This is a genomic window from Arthrobacter sp. NPDC057009, from assembly GCF_042673905.1.
Lineage (GTDB): Bacteria > Actinomycetota > Actinomycetes > Actinomycetales > Micrococcaceae > Arthrobacter.
The window spans coordinates 298,703-315,017 of record NZ_JBHUSB010000001.1 but is presented as its reverse complement, the minus strand read 5'-3'; the positions used below and the strand labels follow the sequence as shown (position 1 = coordinate 315,017).

Below are 16,315 nucleotides of genomic sequence, written 5' to 3'. Positions count from 1 at the left end.
CACAGGAGAGTTGTGAACGCTGATCTCGTCGTAGTCGGTTCGGGTTTTTTTGGCCTGACAATCGCGGAACGCGCCGCCACGGAACTGGGGCTCAAAGTCGCCGTCCTGGACCGCCGCCACCACATCGGAGGCAACGCGTACAGCGAAAATGAGGCCAAGACCGGCATCGAGGTCCACCGGTATGGCGCCCACCTCTTCCACACCTCCAATGAGCGCGTCTGGGAGTACGTGAACCGCTTCACGGCGTTCACCAACTACCAGCACAAGGTCTACACCAGCCACAAGGGCGAGGTGTACTCCATGCCCATCAACCTGGGCACCATCAACCAGTTCTTCCGGTCCTCCATGGGCCCCGGCGAGGCACGTGCCCTCATCCAGGAGCAGGCAGGCGAACTCGCTGGCACCGATCCGCAGAACCTCAACGACAAGGGCATCCAGCTGATCGGCCGCCCCCTGTACGAGGCGTTCATCAAGTACTACACGGGCAAGCAGTGGCAGACGGACCCCAAGGACCTGCCCGCCGAAATCATTTCCCGGCTTCCCGTCCGCTACAACTACGACAACCGCTACTTCAACGACACGTACGAGGGACTGCCGGTTGACGGCTACACGGCGTGGATCGAGCGGATGGCCGACCACCCGAACATCGAGGTCCACCTCAACACGGACTTCTTCGACGGCGGCGAATACGGCCAGTCGGCCGTGCGCGGCCAGGTGCCGGTGGTCTACACCGGCCCCGTGGACCGCTACTTCGACTACGCCGAAGGCGACCTGTCCTGGCGCACCATCGACCTTGAGGAAGAGGTGCTCCCGATCGAGGACTTCCAGGGCTGCTCGGTGATGAACTACCCGGACGAGGACGTCCCGTTCACCCGGATCCACGAGTTCCGGCACTTCCACCCGGAGCGCGACTACACCAAGGACGCCACGGTCATCATGCGGGAGTTCTCCCGCTTCGCCGAGAAGGGCGACGAGCCCTACTACCCGGTGAACACGGCGGTGGACCGCGAGAAGCTCCTGGCCTACCGCGACCTTGCCCGCGGCGAGGACTCCGTGCTGTTCGGAGGCCGGCTGGGAACCTACAAATACCTCGACATGCACATGGCCATCGGCTCGGCCCTGAGCATGTTCGACAACAAGATCAAGCCGCACTTCAGCGGCGGCGCGAAGCTGGAAAGCGGAGGAGTAGACGCATGAGCGTAGCGACGGAGTTCCGGCAGGGAACCGAACCCGGCAGCGACGAGGCAGTGTGGAAGACAGTCCACCGGGTTGTCTTCCCGGTCGACGGCGACACCGACACCCTCCCGCTGTACGTCGACTTCGACGCTGCACGCCGTGTGGTGGAATCGCAGGAATCGGATAGCAAGAAGGGTGCCGCCGGTTCGCAGCAGGCGGTGCTGCGCAGCGAGATGCGCTCGGACTTCATCCTGGGCCGCCGCCAGCTGTCGCTGCCGGCTCACCGGCGCGTTTCCTTCGGGACGTACTTCAACGCCTTCCCCGCCAGCTACTGGCGCGCCCACACGGACGTCCAGCAGGTCCGCCTGAGCGTTGAGGTGGACGCCGAGGCTACGGTCATCGTCTACAAGTCCAGCCCCCGCGGCAGCTCAAACCGCGTGCAGAGCCTGCACGTCACGGGCGGCACCACGGCCACCTGCGACCTGACGCTGACCACGTTCGCCGACGGCGGCTGGTACTGGTTCGACCTCGTCGCCCACGGCGAGGATGTCACCCTGAAGCAGGCGGACTGGTCCGTTCCGCAGCCGGAAGGCTTCAGCCCGGGGTCTCTGTCCATTGCGGTCACCACGTTCAACCGGCCGGACTACTGCGTCAAGCACCTGCGGACGTTTGCCGAGTCCGAGGAACTGCTCGCGGTCATGGACCGGCTCATCGTCACGGACCAGGGCAACCAAAAGGTCCGCGATGAGCAGGGCTTCGAAGAAGCTGCGGCCGTGCTCGGCGACAAGTTCAAGCTCGTGGAGCAGGGCAACCTCGGCGGATCCGGAGGCTTTGCCCGGGGCATGCACGAGGCTGTCGAGGGCGGCGAAAGCAAGTACGTCATGCTCCTGGACGATGATGTCGTCGTGGAAACCGAAGGCGTCCTCCGGGCCGTCAACTTCGCCGACTTCACCCGCAGCGCCACGATCGTGGGCGGGCACATGTTCAACCTCTTTGAACGCTCCGTCATCCACAACTTCGGCGAAGGCATCAACGAATACCGGTTCCAGTACCAGCCGATGGGCGAGGGCCAGAGCGCCCACGACTTTGCCGCCAGCAACCTGCGCACCACCCCGTGGATGCACCGCCGGATCGACGTCGACTACAACGGCTGGTGGATGTGCCTGATCCCGACGTCGATCATCCGGGAAATCGGGCTGGCCCTGCCCGTCTTCATCAAGTGGGACGACGTCGAATACGGCATCCGCGCCAAGGCGAACGGCTACACCACGGTGAGCCTGCCCGGTGCGGCGGTGTGGCACATGCCCTGGACCGAGAAAGACGACACCATCGACTGGCAGGCCTACTTCCACCAGCGGAACCGCTGGGTGGCGGCGCTGCTGTATTCGCAGTACGAAAAGGGCGGACGGCTGCCCATCGAGAGCTTCCTGCAGGACGTCAGGCACCTCCTTTCGCTGCAGTACTCGGCGGTGGAGTTGCGGAACCGTGCCCTCCAGGACCTTCTCGATGGCCCGTCGCATCTGCACCGCACCATCGGCGGCAAACTCCCGGAAATCCGCAAGGTCCGGGCGGAGTTCCCGGATGCCCAGGTCAGCAAGGACATCACCGAGTTCCCCGCCGTCAAGCGGCTGCACCTGCCCAAGTTCGGCAGGGTTCCGGCGCGCCCCAAGAACTTTGCGCAGACCGTAACCGGCGCCCTGTCCGGGGCGATCCGCCAGCTCAAGCCCGTGGACCCGGCTGCAACCGAGCACCCTGAGGCAGTGGTGCCCGCGGCGGATGCCCGCTGGTGGCGGCTTGCGCACCTGGATTCAGCCCTGGTGTCGGCGTCTGACGGTACGGGGGCCTCCTGGTACCGCCGGGACAACGTCCGGTTCCGCAAGGAGCTGCTGCGCAGCCTCGCCCTGCACACACGTGTGGTGGCCCGCTGGGACGAACTCTCGGCGGCCTATAAGAAGGATCTGCCGAACTTCACGTCCCCGGATGCCTGGCGCAAGACCTTTGCTGCCAACTCCGGCTCCGGCGCTGAACAGCAGAAGCCTGGTCAGTGACAAACGGACGCACTTTGCCAACACACCAGGACTCCGGCCGGGCTTTGGTGGCTCCGGGAACCGGGAACGGGCTCGTAGACGTGTTCCGTTCCCGGTTCCTCCTGAAGCTGCTTGTCCGCAAGGAGCTCAGGATCAGGTACCGGGGCTCGATCCTCGGACTGCTGTGGACCTACGTCAAGCCCGGGGTCCAGTTCGTTGCTTTTTACATTGCCCTGGGGGTTTTCCTGGGCCTGGAGCAGAGCCCGACGAACCGGGGCGGGCTTCCCAACTACGCGGTCTACCTGTTTTCCGGGATCATCCTGGTCAACTTCTTTACGGAGTCGCTGAGCACGGCCACGCGGTCGATCGTCAACAACAGCGGGCTGATCAACAAGATCTACCTGCCGAGGGAACTGTTTCCGGTCTCCTCGGTGTGGGTCTCCGCGGTGCACTTCTTTCCGCAGCTGTTTGTCCTGGTGGTGGCCTGCCTGTTCAGCGGCTGGCGCCCCGGCCTGATGGAGCTGGTGACCGCCGTTGCCGGTTTTGTCATGATCGCGCTGCTGGCCACGGGGCTGGGCCTGTTCTTCGGGTCCGTCAACGTCTACTTCCGTGATTCAGAGAACCTGGTTGACCTGATTCTGCTGATCGCCACCTGGGTGGCACCCGTGCTTTATTCCTGGCGGATGGTGCTGGATAAGGCCGGCGAAACCTGGTTCACGGTGTACCAGCTCAACCCGATCACGATCGCAGTCGAGTGTTTCCACCATGCCTTCTGGCTCCCAACCACGGCCGGGGCGGAAGGAAGTCCGCCGAACCTGCTCACCGTGTGGGTACCGGTGGGGATTCTGGTCTCGCTTGCCATCCTCCTCCTCGGCCAGTGGACTTTCCGGCGGCTCGAGGGCCGCTTCGCACAGGAGCTGTAAGCCTTGACCACCGCAATCGAAATCCGCAATATCAACAAGCAGTTCGTGCTCAGGCACACCCGGTCGCTCAAGGAAGCACTGGTGTGGCTCCTGCGGGGCCGCAAAGGTGATTTGTCCAAGAAGTTCCATGCCCTCCGCGACCTGTCCATCGACGTCGAACACGGCGAGACAGTGGCCCTGCTGGGGCTTAACGGTTCCGGAAAGTCCACGCTGCTCAAGCACATCTCCGGGGTCATGCTTCCCGATTCGGGCACGGTCCGCACCGGCGGGCGGGTGGCTGGCCTGATTGAGGTCGGTGCCGGCTTTCACCCGGACCTCTCAGGGCGTGACAATGTCTTCCTCAACGGAGCGATCCTTGGGATGACAGAGGCCCAGATCAAGGAAAAGTTCGACTCCATCGTCGAGTTTGCCGAGATCGGGGAGTTCATCGACACCGAGGTCAAGTTCTACTCCTCGGGCATGTACCTCAGGCTGGCGTTCTCGGTGGCGGTCCACACGGACCCCGACGTCTTCCTGGTCGACGAAATCCTGGCCGTGGGCGACGAACCGTTCCAAAAGAAGTGCCTCGCCAAGATTAAGGAACTCGCGGCGGCAGGCAAGACGCTGGTGGTGGTCAGCCATGACCTCGACCTTGTTGCGCACGTCTGCGAGCGCGGGGTGCTCCTGGAACATGGGCGGGTCATCATGGACGGCCCCGTGGCCGACGTGATTGGCCGCCTCCGCGGCAATTAGGCTCCTGCCCCCGCACCACCACGGTTAGTCCCGGATCTGTCAACGGCTGGGCGCGCCGGACGGCCGCCTGCCAAGCGGCCGCGGCAACACTCGTAAATTCAAATTGGAGGAAATGTGTCCTGGCTCGAGACCTTGCCAGCTGTGTTTGTTGCGTTGGCAATCGTGCTCCTTCCGGGTGCCGCGCTGGCGTGGGGCCTCGGGATCCGGAGACTGAGCCTTTTCGGACTGGCCCCGCTGTTCTCTCTGACCCTGGCCGGGGTAGGGGCCGTTATTGCCGCTTGGCTGGGCGTCCCCTGGAGTCCGGCCGTGGTACTGGCCATCACTGTCCTGGCCACTGCGGGTGCCTGGTTCCTCGTGGGCCGGCGGGCCGCGCTGGGCGCTGCCGCGCCGGAAAAATGGCCCCTGGTCGCGGGCGTCGCGGCCGCCATTGCCGTAACTGCACTGATGGTCGGACGCCGCATCACGCAGCTCGTGGGAGCCCCGGACAATATCTCCCAGCGGTACGACAACGTCTTCCATTTGAACGCTGTGCGCTACGTCCTGGATACCGAAAATGCCTCGTCCCTGGACCTGGGCCGGATGGGCGGCAACGGCGGCGGAAGGGCCACGATCTATCCAGCCGTGTGGCACTCCCTGTGTGCCTTGGTCACGCAGGTTACCGGGACTGAAATAGCGGTTTCGGTCAATGTGGTGAACCTTGTCGCAGGGGCGGTCATCTGGCCACTCTCCGTTGTTTTCCTCACGCGCGTCATCCTGGGGCCCCGGCTGATGGCACTGGCCGCTGCCGCGGTGCTCTCCGGGGGCTTCGTCGCTTTTCCTTATCTCCTCATGGTTTGGGGACCGTTGTTCCCGAACCTTCTCTCAGCCAGTGTTCTGCCTGCGGCACTCGCCACGGTCATCCTGGTCTGCAGGATCGCCCCGGACACGGATGAGCCGCGTCTGCGCTCCTGGCTGGCCTTGTTGGTTGGGTTACCGGGCCTTGCCTTGTCCCATATGAGTTCCGTGAACGCGCTCCTGGCCTTCAGCGCCCCGATACTGCTGTGGAAGCTGGCGGTGCACGTCAGGGGACTGATCCGCGCCCGGGCGCCTCTGGGCAAGTACATCCTCCCGGTTACTGCTACGGTGCTGGCGGCCGCGGCCGCAGCCGTCATCTGGAAGCTGGTCCGCCCAGGTTTTTACGGCGGCTGGAAACCGCACCAAACTGTGCCGGGCGCCATCGGTGAAGTCGTCAGCAACGCCCCTGCGGGGACCGACGTCGCCATCCTCACCTCCATCCTCGCCCTGATCGGCATTGCCACTATTGTGAGGCGGCGGACGCTGTGGTGGCTGCTCGCCTGCTACGTGGTGGCCGGATATCTATATGTCGTGGATGCAGGTTACGAGGCCGGGTGGGCCCGGGACTTCTTCACCGGAACCTGGTACCAGGACGTTAACCGGCTTGCAGCCTATCTGCCGATCTTCGCCGTCGTCCTGGCTGCTCTCGGTGTCACTGCCGTAGTTGAAGCCGTCCGCAGGATGATCTCCCGGCAGGGTGGCAGGCTGCAGGCCCTGTATCCCGCCCGGCGCGCAGCGTTCATGGATGTTCGCGGTATTCGGTTGCCGGACCTGGCCGGAGGAGTTGTTGTGTGCGCGCTCCTTCTTGTGCTGACGCAGACTGGCACGGTCCGGGACTACATCGTGGATAACAAGATCTTTTATCAGCGCGATACCAAGGAATCGATCCTGTCGTCGGACGAATACAGGCTGCTTGACCGCCTTCCCGCCGAGGTGCCCGAGGATGCTGTGATCGCGGTGAACCCGTGGAACGGCGGATCCTTGGCCTATGCCTTCGCCGACCGCAAGGTCCTTGAATACCACCAGACCCAGCGCATGAACGATGACCTTCGGATTATCGCCGAGGACCTGGCCAACGCCGCCTCTGACCCCAAGGTGTGTGCCGCAGTACGGAAGCTGCAGGTCACCTACGCCCTGGACTTCGGCGAACAGTATCTGCTGAACCACCCGTCCAGCCGGATGTATCCGGGCCTCCAGGACCTTGAGAAGTCACGGAGCCTGCAGTTGGTGGACTCTGAGGGCGACGCCAAACTCTACAAGGTGACAGCCTGCGGATAAATGCAGGCGGCGGCAAAAAGCCCCGGTCCTTCCACCTGGCGGTGGCAGGACCGGGGGCTTTTACCGTACCGCCAAATATCGGCTGAAACGGGCAGTGGCGTCAGCCTCCGAATGCCTGAATCAGCGCTGCGACGGTGCGTTCGGCGGCATGGCCGTCGCCGTAGGGTGTGGCATCCGTCGCGGCCGGCGCCGGTCTGCGCACGGTGTCGGCCAGGACACTGAGATCCCTGCTCACCAGCACGTTCCAACCGAGCTCAACGGTCTCGACCCATTCCGTTTCGGGCCGGATGGTGGTGCAGGGTGTGCGGAGCAGGAAGGCTTCCTTCTGCAGTCCGCCTGAGTCCGTGATGACACCTGCGCTGTTGCGGACAGCGTGGACCAGCTGCGGATAAGCCAGCGGGGACGCAACCCGCACCGCTCCCTGCTCGAGCTCAATGCCGTGCTTGGCCGCGAGGCTGACGAGCCGGGGGTGGGCCAGCAGGAAGACCGGCTGCTCGAGGCTGGCCAGGGACCCGATGATGGCGGCCAGGCGTTCGGGGGAGTCGGTATTGTCCGGCCGGTGGATGGTGCAGACGTAGTATGCGCCCGGAGTGGCGTCGACGGGCAGCGGCTGCCCGCCGCCGTCGAGCATGTCGCGGACCTTAAAGAGGACATCGGTCATGACGTCCCCCACCAGGACTGTCCGCTCGGCGAGGCCTTCGGTGGCGAGGTGCTTGACGGCCACCTCGGTCGGTGCGAGCAGGAGGTCTGCGCTGTGGTCGGTCAGGACGCGGTTGTGCTCTTCAGGCATCCGGCGGTTGAACGAGCGCAGTCCGGCCTCGAGGTGGGCCACGGGGATGTGCATCTTGATGGCGGCGATGGCAGCGGCCAAGGTGGAGTTGGTGTCGCCGTAGACGAGGACGCAGTCGGGCGCCGCCTCTTCCATCACGTTTTCCAGGCCGTGCAGCATCGCGCCCGTCTGGGCGCCGTGCTTGCCTGAGCCGACGCCAAGGTTGAAGTCCGGTGCGGGGATGCCGAGGTCGCGGAAGAAGACGTCGCTCATGAGCTCGTCATAGTGCTGGCCGGTGTGAGCGATGAGGTGGTCTGCGCGGCCCTTCATGGCGGACGCAATGGGAGCAAGCTTCACGAACTGGGGGCGTGCACCAACCACGCTGAGAATACGCATGAAGAGGACTTTACCGTTCCATCCGGAGGGGTCGGGAATCGGGGCGGTGGAATATCAGTTCTGCGGGAGCAGCCGGCGAAGAATCTCCCGCTCCGTGTCTTCGTCGACTTTCGAGCTCAGTTCCATGGCCGCACCGTGGGCGTTGGCCTTGCTCGCGGCGATCCGCGGCCTGTCCAGCCGTCGAAGGGCTTCGGCGAGTGATTCCGGTGAGAAGTCTTCGGTCACGGCGCCGAGGTCGAAGCGCTCAATGAGCCGGGAAGTTTCAGGTGAAGGGCTAAAGACGATGGCCAGGCGGGCCTGGACAAAGTCGAAGAACTTGTTGGGCAGCATCAGCGCATGGTTGCGGGTCTGTGGCGGAAGGCTGAAGATTCCGACGTCGTAGGCGTTCAGTACGCGAGGCAGGTCCGCAGGGCTGACAGGAGGATGGAACGTCACCTTGTTGGGACCCGAGGCGAGGGATTCCAGGAAGCGCAGGTACTTCCCTCCGTCCCTCGCAGGAACAAGATAGAAGTCGAGGCTGTACCCGGGGCCCAGCATGTTGACCGCCTGGATCATTCCTTCCAGGTTCCTGCCCGGTACGGCAGCACCGCTGTGAACGAGCCGGATCGTTTCCTCGGACAGGGGGCTCGGATGCAGGTCCTCGAACGCCCGGGAGTTACGGACGGTAGCGGTATCGCACCCGAATTCCTGTGCATACAGGTGGGCGATGGAGTCGTTGACTACTGTCACTGCCTGGGTCCGTGGCAGGTACTTCGCGCAGACATAGGTCATAAAGGGCTTAATCAGTAGCCGCCAGGACAGGACGTGGACCCGTTCCTCCGGAGCCCATTCGTGCATGTCCCCCCAGACGGGTGCTCCTGCCGCCAAATGATGTGCCAGCGGAAGCGCCCTGGCCTCGTTCGCAACCACAAGATCGAAGGTGCGGCCGGCGGCAAGATCGGCGGCCGCCCTGACGGCGGGCGCCGCGAGCTCAAGGCGTTTGTAGAACCGGACTGCCAGAAGAGCGACCCCGGCCACCGTCTGAGGAAGCGAGGGGAGCGCGGCGTCCAGCCGGAGATGTTCGGCCGCTGCATCGGGTTTCTCCCCGTAACCGAGGGTCGTCACGTCGCCGTACTCGGCCAGGACGTCAAGCTGCCGGAGCACGCGTGCGTCGGCCTTGATATCGGAGAACGAGATGCAGAGAATCTTAGGACGCATTGTTCGATTCTACGGGCAGACGCCGGCGTGACCCGACGCCGGCGGCGCTCACGGCCCTCTCCGGCAGAGGCTCTGCTTCGAATCCTGTAGGCCTGTTATGCGATACTTGCGTAGTGAGTCGTACTTGGATTGTCATCCCTCTGTTCAATGAGGCCCCTGTCATCGGCTCCGTCATCAAAGACCTTCTGCCGGAGTTTCCGCATGTCGTTTGCGTCGATGACGGAAGCACCGACACCTCGGCCCAAGCCGCCCGGGCCGCCGGTGCGGTGGTGGTGCAACACCCGGTCAACCTCGGGCAGGGCGCGGCGCTCCAGACCGGTTTTGAGTACGTTCTCCAGGATCCCGAGATGTCCTGCGTCGTGACCTTCGACGCCGACGGGCAGCATCGCGTGAGCGATGCCGCGGCCATGGTGGCGAGGATTCAAAGTGGGGAAGCCGACGTCGTCCTCGGCTCCCGGTTCCTTGACTCGCGCACTCGCATCGGCCCGGTTAAAAGATTGGTTCTGCGCACCGCCGCGGTGCAGTCCCGCTGGAGTACTGGCATGCCGCTCACTGACGCCCACAACGGGCTCCGTGCATTTAACCGTCACGTGGTTTCGAACATCCACCTCACACAGAACAGGATGGCCCACGCCTCCGAGCTGATTCAGATCCTTGCTGCTCTTAAGCCGAGATGGACTGAGCACCCGGTGGAGATCATCTACACACAGTATTCGAAGTCGAAGGGCCAGTCACTCCTCAATTCCGTCAACATTCTGGCGGACCTGTTATTTAGGTAGACCCTATGATCATTATCGTTCAAGTAATCCTGGTTCTCGTCGTTATCTTCTTCTCGCTCATGCTCGTGCGGGGAGGATCGAACGCGAAACATATGGCTGTGCGCCGGATCATGGTCATGCTCTTTGCCATTTCCGCTGTCCTGTCCATTTTCTTTCCCACGATTCTCAGCCAGCTGGCACGTCTCGTTGGCGTGGGCCGCGGTACTGATCTCATGCTGTACGCCTTCATCGTCTCGTTCCTGGTGTATATGTCCACAACACACCAGCGCTTCAGGCAGACCGAGACCACTCTCACCAAACTGTCCCGCAGGATTGCACTGGATGAAGCTGAGCGGCCTTGGGAGCACGTACCGGTGGCCGGCCAGACTGCGAACAAGGAGACAGTGGATTCCCACCCCGGTCAGGGACTATGAGCGGGGACCGGAAGGATTTGCGGATCCTTCACGTCAATGACTGTGCCTTCTATGCCCACCGTGTCCTGGAGGACGCCAGGACACGCGGTCTGCCGTGGGGGTTCTACCCGCGCGCGGTCGCGGGTTCCCAGTGGGGAGGTCTTGCCGGCAAGCTGGCCTATGCACGGCAAGGCCTTGCCTGGCTCGGAGGTCTGGCCAGCCGCTCACTGAAAGTGGACCTGCTTCACATCCATTCCGGCAGCATGCTGCACCACACCAGGTTCGTTCCAAAAAAATACGTCCTGACGCTGCATGGCACGGACATCCGCACGCTCCAATACGACCCCCGATGGCAAAGGTCTATCCACAATGGCGTGCGTCATGCAGCAGCGGTAATGTACACCACGCCCGACCTGCGCGAGCATGTTATCGGCCTTCGCCCGGACGCCATTTACCTGCCGGTGCCCATCACCCTCGGATCCCTGCCGGCCCGGCAGAGGGATTCGTCAGATAAACCGTGGATATTTTTTGTTTCCCGCTGGGATGATTCCAAGGGTGCCGTGGAGCAGTTGGCCACCGCCCGCGAGCTCGTCCGGCTCAGCGGCGGCCGGTATGAGGTGCTGGGACTGGACTGGGGGCCTTATGCAATCACGGCAGCACAGTCCGGCGTCACCCTCGTTCCGAAGATGAGTCATCAGGAGTTCCTGGAATTCCTTGCAGGCTGCTCCGCGGCAGTGGGTCAGTCCTCCGGTTTGCTGGGCTCAAGCGAGCTGGAAGCCCTGGGGCTCGGCGTGCCGCTCTATATGCCCCTGGCTCCCGGGCTGTACACGAACAATCCGCCCGTAGGTTGGGGCCGCTCCTCCGACCCGGAGGGGCTTGCAGGATGCGTCGCCGCGGAGCTCTTCAACGGTTCGGATCTTGAGGCGCGCGCAGCGGCGGGCGTGGGCTGGATCGAAAAGCATCATTCCACAGCCGCCACTGTTGACCGGCTGCTGGACATCTACGCGCAGGCGCTTCAGTAATTTTTGCACCTGCCCGCCGCGCTCAGACGGCCGGCTGGGTGTCCCGGAACCTTGCCGTGAAGACCTTTTCCGCTGCTTGCAGGCCAAAGTAGGCCTGCGGAACTTTCCCGGTGTGAAGGACCTGCCAAGCCGTTCGGACCGCCGGAAGGTCGGCAGCGAGCACAACGTCCGCCGAGGATAGCATCGCAAGCGCTGCGGGATCTGCACGGACTGCACGCCAGAAAACCCTCGAAGGGTCTGTCGGACCGAGGGAAATAAGCAGGCGGCCCAGAGGCGACTTGCGCAGGACCGTCTCTGCACCGCCTAGGGGGAGGCGTGCGAGGACACGGTCGGCCAGCGGCCTGCGGGAAGGGGAGACCACGTGCACAGCCGAGAGGTCCCCGGCTTCATCGGGCGGAAGCTGCGACAGCACTGAAACGCTGACGTCCCTTCCTACCGCCCGGCGAAGTGCAGCCTGCGGGGAGAGCTCACCCAGTGCCGAACGGAACAGCTGCTCCGGTACGGAACGGGAGCCGACGACTATGACGACGTGCAGGGGTTTATCCACGGTTGGCCTCCGCCACTAGTTCTGTCAGGTGTCCGATGCGGGGCTGCAGTTGCTTATCCCTGGAGAGGTGGTCTGCCCAGGCCTGGTTACGCGAGTAGTCCCCGGGAGTCATCACCATCGCCCGCTGGGCTGTCTTGAGAATCGTTTCCGCGATGCTATCCGGAGCGAGATCCGGAACCGGGAACCAGTCCTGGTGACCGGAGAGAATTGACGTGCAGGCGGTTTCCGGGTGGTGCAGGGACGCGATGGGAAGGCCGCTGGCCGCGTACTCGAAGACCTTGCCGCTAGTCACGTACTTGCTGCGGCCGAGAATGAGCATCAGGGCGTCGAAACTCTTGTATCTGTCCGCTACTGCCGTCTTGCTGACAGGACCCTCGTAGCTGACACCGTCCCCCGCATATTCCTCCAGGAGCGCCAGGATCGCCGGATCGGGCTCCGCGTAATGTCCCAGTCTGCCGTGGATTTCGAACCGGGAGTTGCGCACGAGCTCGGAACGGCTGCGGGCGATCCTCCACCCTTCGAGAGACTCCCGCAGGGGCATCGGCCCGTAGATGGTCCCGAGGTAGCCAAATACGAGGCCGTCAGCGGGGGAGCGGGACGGTTTGGAGATACCGGCAAAGGCCTGTGCAAAGTCCGGATCGAAAGCGTTGGCCACCACGTGGAAGCGCTCCGATCCCTCCGGATAGGTTTTCGCATGCCAGTCGCGGATGGGGGCATTCACGAACCAGACCTCAGCAGCCGAGCGCAGGAGTTTCTTCTCCAGCCTGGCGGACCGGCTGAAGCGGGAGCCCACGAAGGTGTCGGTGTAGACATTCAGGTGCCACGTGTCGCGGTAGTCCATAACGTAGGGAACGCCGGCAGTTTTGTGCAGGTGCCAGCCGGGAACAAAGTCAACGTTTGGATTGGCGGTGCCGATCACGAGGTCGACCGGATCGTCCTTGTGGATCCGGTCCGTTTCCTTGAGCAATGCGTGCTTCCAGCCACCATAAACAGGCTCCGGGAAGGCGAGGCGGTCCGACTTCGCGCGGGCGAAGGACCACAGGAGGTTTGAGGTGATGCGCATCCGCGACCACTTGGCCAGGTCGGGTTCACCACGGACCCAGCTGAACGGCGCCCGTACGATGTTAAGGCGCGGATCCACCTTCAGTTCCAGTTCGATGTCCGTGCCTGTCTGGTACTCAAACACCTCCCGGGTGGCTGTCAGGACCGTCACTTTCCAGCCCGCCTCGACGAAGGCGTTGGCAGTAGCCAGAGCACGGTAGACGCCGGCACCCCGCGAGGGAGGGAAGCCCCAAGCGACATACAACAGGTGGGGGCGCTTCGGTGAACTCACTAGATTCCTTCCGGTGTTCTGACCGTATTACTGTACCGTCCCTGGTCCCTGACCTGGCTGTCCGCCCGGTCCTGGCCTGTCTGCTAGGTTCGAACCATGGCGAAAAGCAACGGGAATCCGCGGGTTGTGCACCTTTTTGACTGCGCAGACGTCGGTGCCACACTGGTCAGGGCCGCCCGGTCCCAAGGGCAGCAGTGGAGCTACCTGCCGGCCCGGGACACCGCATACGACGGAGCGGATCTGCTGGGACGGACGAACAGGCTGCGTGGAGTCGCAGGGTGGACGGCGCGGCGCTGGCAGCTGACGCTGCCGGCTGACCTGCTCCACATCCATTTCGGCACCCGGGTGGACATTGCCACGCGCTGGCCGCGGCGCCCCTTCGTGGTCCATTTCCACGGCACAGATATCAGGGAGTTCTACCAGGACCCCAGGCAGCGCCAGAGAATCCAGTGGGGCGCCGATAACTCCCAGGCAGTCTTTTATGCGACGCCGGATCTGGCCGAATACGCGCTGGCAGCCCGTTCCGACGCGCGCTACCTTCCCAATCCCGTGGACCTTGCGGAACTGCCCCGATGGCAGCCCGCCCCTGAGCCGCGAATTGTGTTTGCCTCCCGGTGGGGAGCCGCCAAGGGTGGCACAGAGCAGCTCGAACTGGCCGCCAAGCTGGCGCGGGCCGTGCAGGGGACCTGCATCCGGCTGCAGGGGCTGGACTGGGGCGAGAATGCCGCAAAGGCAGCAGAGCTCGGCGTCGAACTCGTCCCTGTCATGAGCAAGCCCGCTTATCTGCAGTGGCTGGCGAAGGCGCATACCGTCGTCGGGCAATCCACCGGGCTGCTGGGCATGAGCGAACTGCAGGCGTTGGCCATAGGCGTCCCGACGGCCTCGAACGTGCGCCCGGGACTCTACCCCGGCACGGTGCCTGTTGTGGGCACCGGCTCCCTAGGCGAGCAGGTCGACTCGATCGTGGCCGCCGCGAAGGATGCCCGGGAAGTGTCGGCCGGGCTTGGCGCACGCGCCTGGGTCATCGAGCACCATGATCCGGACAGGATCGTCAGGGAGTTGTCCGCGGTCTATTCCTCACTGTCCGGATCTGCTGACGGACTGAAGCGGTAGTAGGGATCAGCTCAGGCCCGCCAGCGCCGCCTGGACAGCGAAGTCCGGCACGCTCTTCACGACCTCGTCGAAGGAGCCCTGGGCCACCACGCGGCCGTCCCGCATGAAGAAAACAATGTCGGCGTCGCGGATCGTGGAGAGACGGTGAGCCACGGTGATGACGGTGACCTCACCGTGCAGTTCGTGAATGGCTTTGGTGACGGCGGCCTCCGTGCTGGTGTCGAGGGCACTGGTGGCCTCGTCCATTACCAGCACCTTCGGCTCGTTGTAGAGGGCCCGGGCGATGCCGAGCCGCTGGCGCTGGCCGCCGGACAGTGCCAGGCCCCGTTCGGCGATCACAGCATCGATGCCGCCCTCGCGGCCCATCACCGTGTCAAGAAGCTGGGCACGTCGCAAGGCCGCCTTCACCTTCTCCCGGTCGACGTTGTCGGGGTTCCAGGTCAGCGCCACGTTCTGGCCCACCGTCGCGTCGAAGAGCGAGACCTCTTGGGGAACGTAGCCGATGCGCTTGCGCCAGTCGTCCAGCACGAAGTCCATGTTCTGGCCGGCAACCTCGATGTAGCCGCCGCTGGGTTCCAGCAGCCCGAGAAGAATGTCCACCAGAGTGGATTTGCCGGCCCCAGAGGAACCAACCAGCGCTACGTGTGTTCCGGCAGGAATCGTCATGTCCACGCCGCTGAGCGCAGGCTGATCCGCATTCGGGTAGCTGAAGGAAACGTCGTGCAGGACAATGTCAGTCTTGCCGCTGCCAAGTTCGCGCTGCGGCCGCTCGGCGGCCTTGGTTGCGAGTAACTCCTCGCCGCTGGTGATGTCACGCATGACCTGGTGGGCAAAGGAGGCGCTGGAGTTTGCCTGTGACTGGACGGCCTGGAGCCTGGTCAATGACGGCACGAGCCGAAAGCCGGCAACGGCAAAGAGTCCAATCGCACTGACAGCCCCTGCCGGTCCGCCAGTGGCAAGGCCGACTCCGCCCACGAGGGCAAAGCCGACAATCAAGGCGGTCTCAAGAACGTAGCGGGGGACCTGCGCCAGGAATATCGATTGAGCGCGGGCGGCAGAACTGCGCGTCCTCGTGTCGTGGACCCCTTCCTGCACGTCACCGGCCCTGCCCGCAAGGGTCAGTTCCTTGAGGGCGTTCATCGCCTCGGTGAGCATCACGACGGTGCGTCCGGACCAGTGGCGGTTCTCCCTGCCCGCAGCGACGGATCTGGGAGAGATCACGCGGGCCAGGAGGAAGGCGATGATGCCCAGGTAGGCGAGAGTGACGACGGCGATGAGCGGCTCTGCGACGAAAAGCACGACGATGACAGCAATCAGCGTGCCGAACTCACCGAAGAGTGTCATCGCCGGGATCAGGACACCGGAAACCGTGATGCCAACTCCGACGTCGACCATTCGGATAAGCTCGCTGGAATTCTTCTTCAGCCGGTTTTCCCAAGGCGAAGCGAGGTACGAGGCGAACAGTCGGTCGCCGATCGCGACTTCGTGCTGGGCGAAGCGCCGCGTCGCCACCCTCAGGAGAAGGACGGCCAGCAACCCTTTGAGGACGATGAGCGTGCAGACCCCGCCAAGGATTGGCAGTACGTAGTCCGAGACGTCCCCGAATACCGGAAGCGTGACCGGCCTATTGGAGACAAGGGACGGCAGCAGCAGCGCGATCATTCCCAGTGCCAGCATGTCCAACAGAGCCAGGCAGGCGCTGGCGATGCCATAGCTCAGCAGGAACCGCCTGCTCCCGGCTGGCAGGGTCGATAGCAGGGGCCGCAAAACCGAGATTAGATTTTTCATACATGGATC

14 protein-coding genes are annotated in these 16,315 nt (G+C 63.8%); 9 read left to right on the top strand and 5 right to left on the bottom strand.

What is annotated here, in order from left to right:
• The first annotated feature begins 12 nt into the window (after positions 1-12).
• The 5 genes from glf to ACFTR6_RS01475 all read left to right on the top strand — a co-directional run bounded on the left by glf (position 13) and on the right by ACFTR6_RS01475 (position 6,970).
• Positions 13-1,197, top strand: coding sequence for a UDP-galactopyranose mutase (gene glf / locus ACFTR6_RS01495; RefSeq protein ID WP_377956629.1), 1,185 nt, complete (start codon positions 13-15; stop codon positions 1,195-1,197).
• Positions 1,194-3,224, top strand: a complete 2,031-nt coding sequence (locus ACFTR6_RS01490) for a glycosyltransferase (RefSeq protein ID WP_377956628.1) — start codon at positions 1,194-1,196, stop codon at positions 3,222-3,224. The genes glf and ACFTR6_RS01490 overlap by 4 nt, the downstream gene beginning before the upstream one ends.
• A 14-nt stretch (positions 3,225-3,238) precedes the next feature.
• Positions 3,239-4,126, top strand: coding sequence for an ABC transporter permease (locus ACFTR6_RS01485; protein ID WP_236782996.1), 888 nt, complete (start codon positions 3,239-3,241; stop codon positions 4,124-4,126).
• Between the two features lie 3 nt (positions 4,127-4,129).
• Positions 4,130-4,858, top strand: a complete 729-nt coding sequence (locus ACFTR6_RS01480; protein WP_076801761.1) for an ABC transporter ATP-binding protein — start codon at positions 4,130-4,132, stop codon at positions 4,856-4,858.
• Between the two features lie 141 nt (positions 4,859-4,999).
• Entirely contained in the window at positions 5,000-6,970 is a 1,971-nt protein-coding gene (locus tag ACFTR6_RS01475; RefSeq protein WP_377956627.1) for a DUF6541 family protein, read from the top strand.
• 100 nt (positions 6,971-7,070) lie between these two features.
• Here ACFTR6_RS01475 and wecB read toward each other — a convergent pair whose 3' ends face one another.
• A complete protein-coding gene (wecB, locus tag ACFTR6_RS01470) occupies positions 7,071-8,135 on the bottom strand; it encodes a non-hydrolyzing UDP-N-acetylglucosamine 2-epimerase (RefSeq protein ID WP_377956626.1) in 1,065 nt (354 codons plus the stop codon).
• Positions 8,136-8,189: 54 nt separating this feature from the next.
• Entirely contained in the window at positions 8,190-9,332 is a 1,143-nt protein-coding gene (locus ACFTR6_RS01465; protein WP_377956625.1) for a hypothetical protein, read from the bottom strand.
• A 113-nt stretch (positions 9,333-9,445) separates the two neighbouring features.
• Here ACFTR6_RS01465 and ACFTR6_RS01460 point away from each other — a divergent pair, with 113 nt between their 5' ends.
• Genes ACFTR6_RS01460 through ACFTR6_RS01450 form a run of 3 tightly spaced genes read left to right on the top strand, consistent with a single transcriptional unit; the run spans position 9,446 to position 11,525 of the window.
• Positions 9,446-10,111: a glycosyltransferase family 2 protein gene (locus ACFTR6_RS01460; protein ID WP_377956624.1), complete on the top strand. Its 666-nt coding sequence runs from the start codon at positions 9,446-9,448 to the stop codon at positions 10,109-10,111.
• A 5-nt stretch (positions 10,112-10,116) separates the two neighbouring features.
• On the top strand, positions 10,117-10,524 hold the full coding sequence (locus tag ACFTR6_RS01455; RefSeq protein ID WP_377956623.1) for a DUF2304 domain-containing protein: 408 nt from the start codon (positions 10,117-10,119) through the stop codon (positions 10,522-10,524).
• Positions 10,521-11,525: a hypothetical protein gene (locus tag ACFTR6_RS01450; RefSeq protein WP_377956622.1), complete on the top strand. Its 1,005-nt coding sequence runs from the start codon at positions 10,521-10,523 to the stop codon at positions 11,523-11,525. Before ACFTR6_RS01455 ends, ACFTR6_RS01450 begins: the two co-directional genes overlap by 4 nt.
• A 22-nt stretch (positions 11,526-11,547) precedes the next feature.
• On the opposite strand, the gene ACFTR6_RS01445 is transcribed toward ACFTR6_RS01450, so the two are convergent.
• On the bottom strand, positions 11,548-12,072 hold the full coding sequence (locus tag ACFTR6_RS01445; RefSeq protein ID WP_377956621.1) for a hypothetical protein: 525 nt from the start codon (positions 12,070-12,072) through the stop codon (positions 11,548-11,550).
• A complete protein-coding gene (locus ACFTR6_RS01440) occupies positions 12,065-13,405 on the bottom strand; it encodes a glycosyltransferase (RefSeq protein WP_377956620.1) in 1,341 nt (446 codons plus the stop codon). The genes ACFTR6_RS01445 and ACFTR6_RS01440 overlap by 8 nt, the downstream gene beginning before the upstream one ends.
• Positions 13,406-13,501: 96 nt before the next feature.
• Here ACFTR6_RS01440 and ACFTR6_RS01435 point away from each other — a divergent pair, with 96 nt between their 5' ends.
• Positions 13,502-14,518, top strand: a complete 1,017-nt coding sequence (locus tag ACFTR6_RS01435; RefSeq protein WP_377956619.1) for a glycosyltransferase — start codon at positions 13,502-13,504, stop codon at positions 14,516-14,518.
• A 6-nt stretch (positions 14,519-14,524) separates the two neighbouring features.
• Here ACFTR6_RS01435 and ACFTR6_RS01430 read toward each other — a convergent pair whose 3' ends face one another.
• On the bottom strand, positions 14,525-16,306 hold the full coding sequence (locus ACFTR6_RS01430; protein ID WP_377956618.1) for an ABC transporter ATP-binding protein: 1,782 nt from the start codon (positions 16,304-16,306) through the stop codon (positions 14,525-14,527).
• Positions 16,307-16,315 lie beyond the last annotated feature (9 nt).

Excerpts from the sequence above, each read along its gene's own strand:
- ACFTR6_RS01490 (WP_377956628.1), top strand. The coding sequence starts at position 1,194 with ATGAGCGTAGCGACGGAGTTCCGGCAGGGAACCGAACCCGGCAGCGAC.
- wecB (WP_377956626.1), bottom strand. The coding sequence starts at position 8,135 with ATGCGTATTCTCAGCGTGGTTGGTGCACGCCCCCAGTTCGTGAAGCTT.
- ACFTR6_RS01465 (WP_377956625.1), bottom strand. The coding sequence starts at position 9,332 with ATGCGTCCTAAGATTCTCTGCATCTCGTTCTCCGATATCAAGGCCGAC.
- ACFTR6_RS01455 (WP_377956623.1), top strand. The coding sequence starts at position 10,117 with ATGATCATTATCGTTCAAGTAATCCTGGTTCTCGTCGTTATCTTCTTC.
- ACFTR6_RS01450 (WP_377956622.1), top strand. The coding sequence starts at position 10,521 with ATGAGCGGGGACCGGAAGGATTTGCGGATCCTTCACGTCAATGACTGT.
- ACFTR6_RS01435 (WP_377956619.1), top strand. The coding sequence starts at position 13,502 with ATGGCGAAAAGCAACGGGAATCCGCGGGTTGTGCACCTTTTTGACTGC.
- ACFTR6_RS01430 (WP_377956618.1), bottom strand. The coding sequence starts at position 16,306 with ATGAAAAATCTAATCTCGGTTTTGCGGCCCCTGCTATCGACCCTGCCA.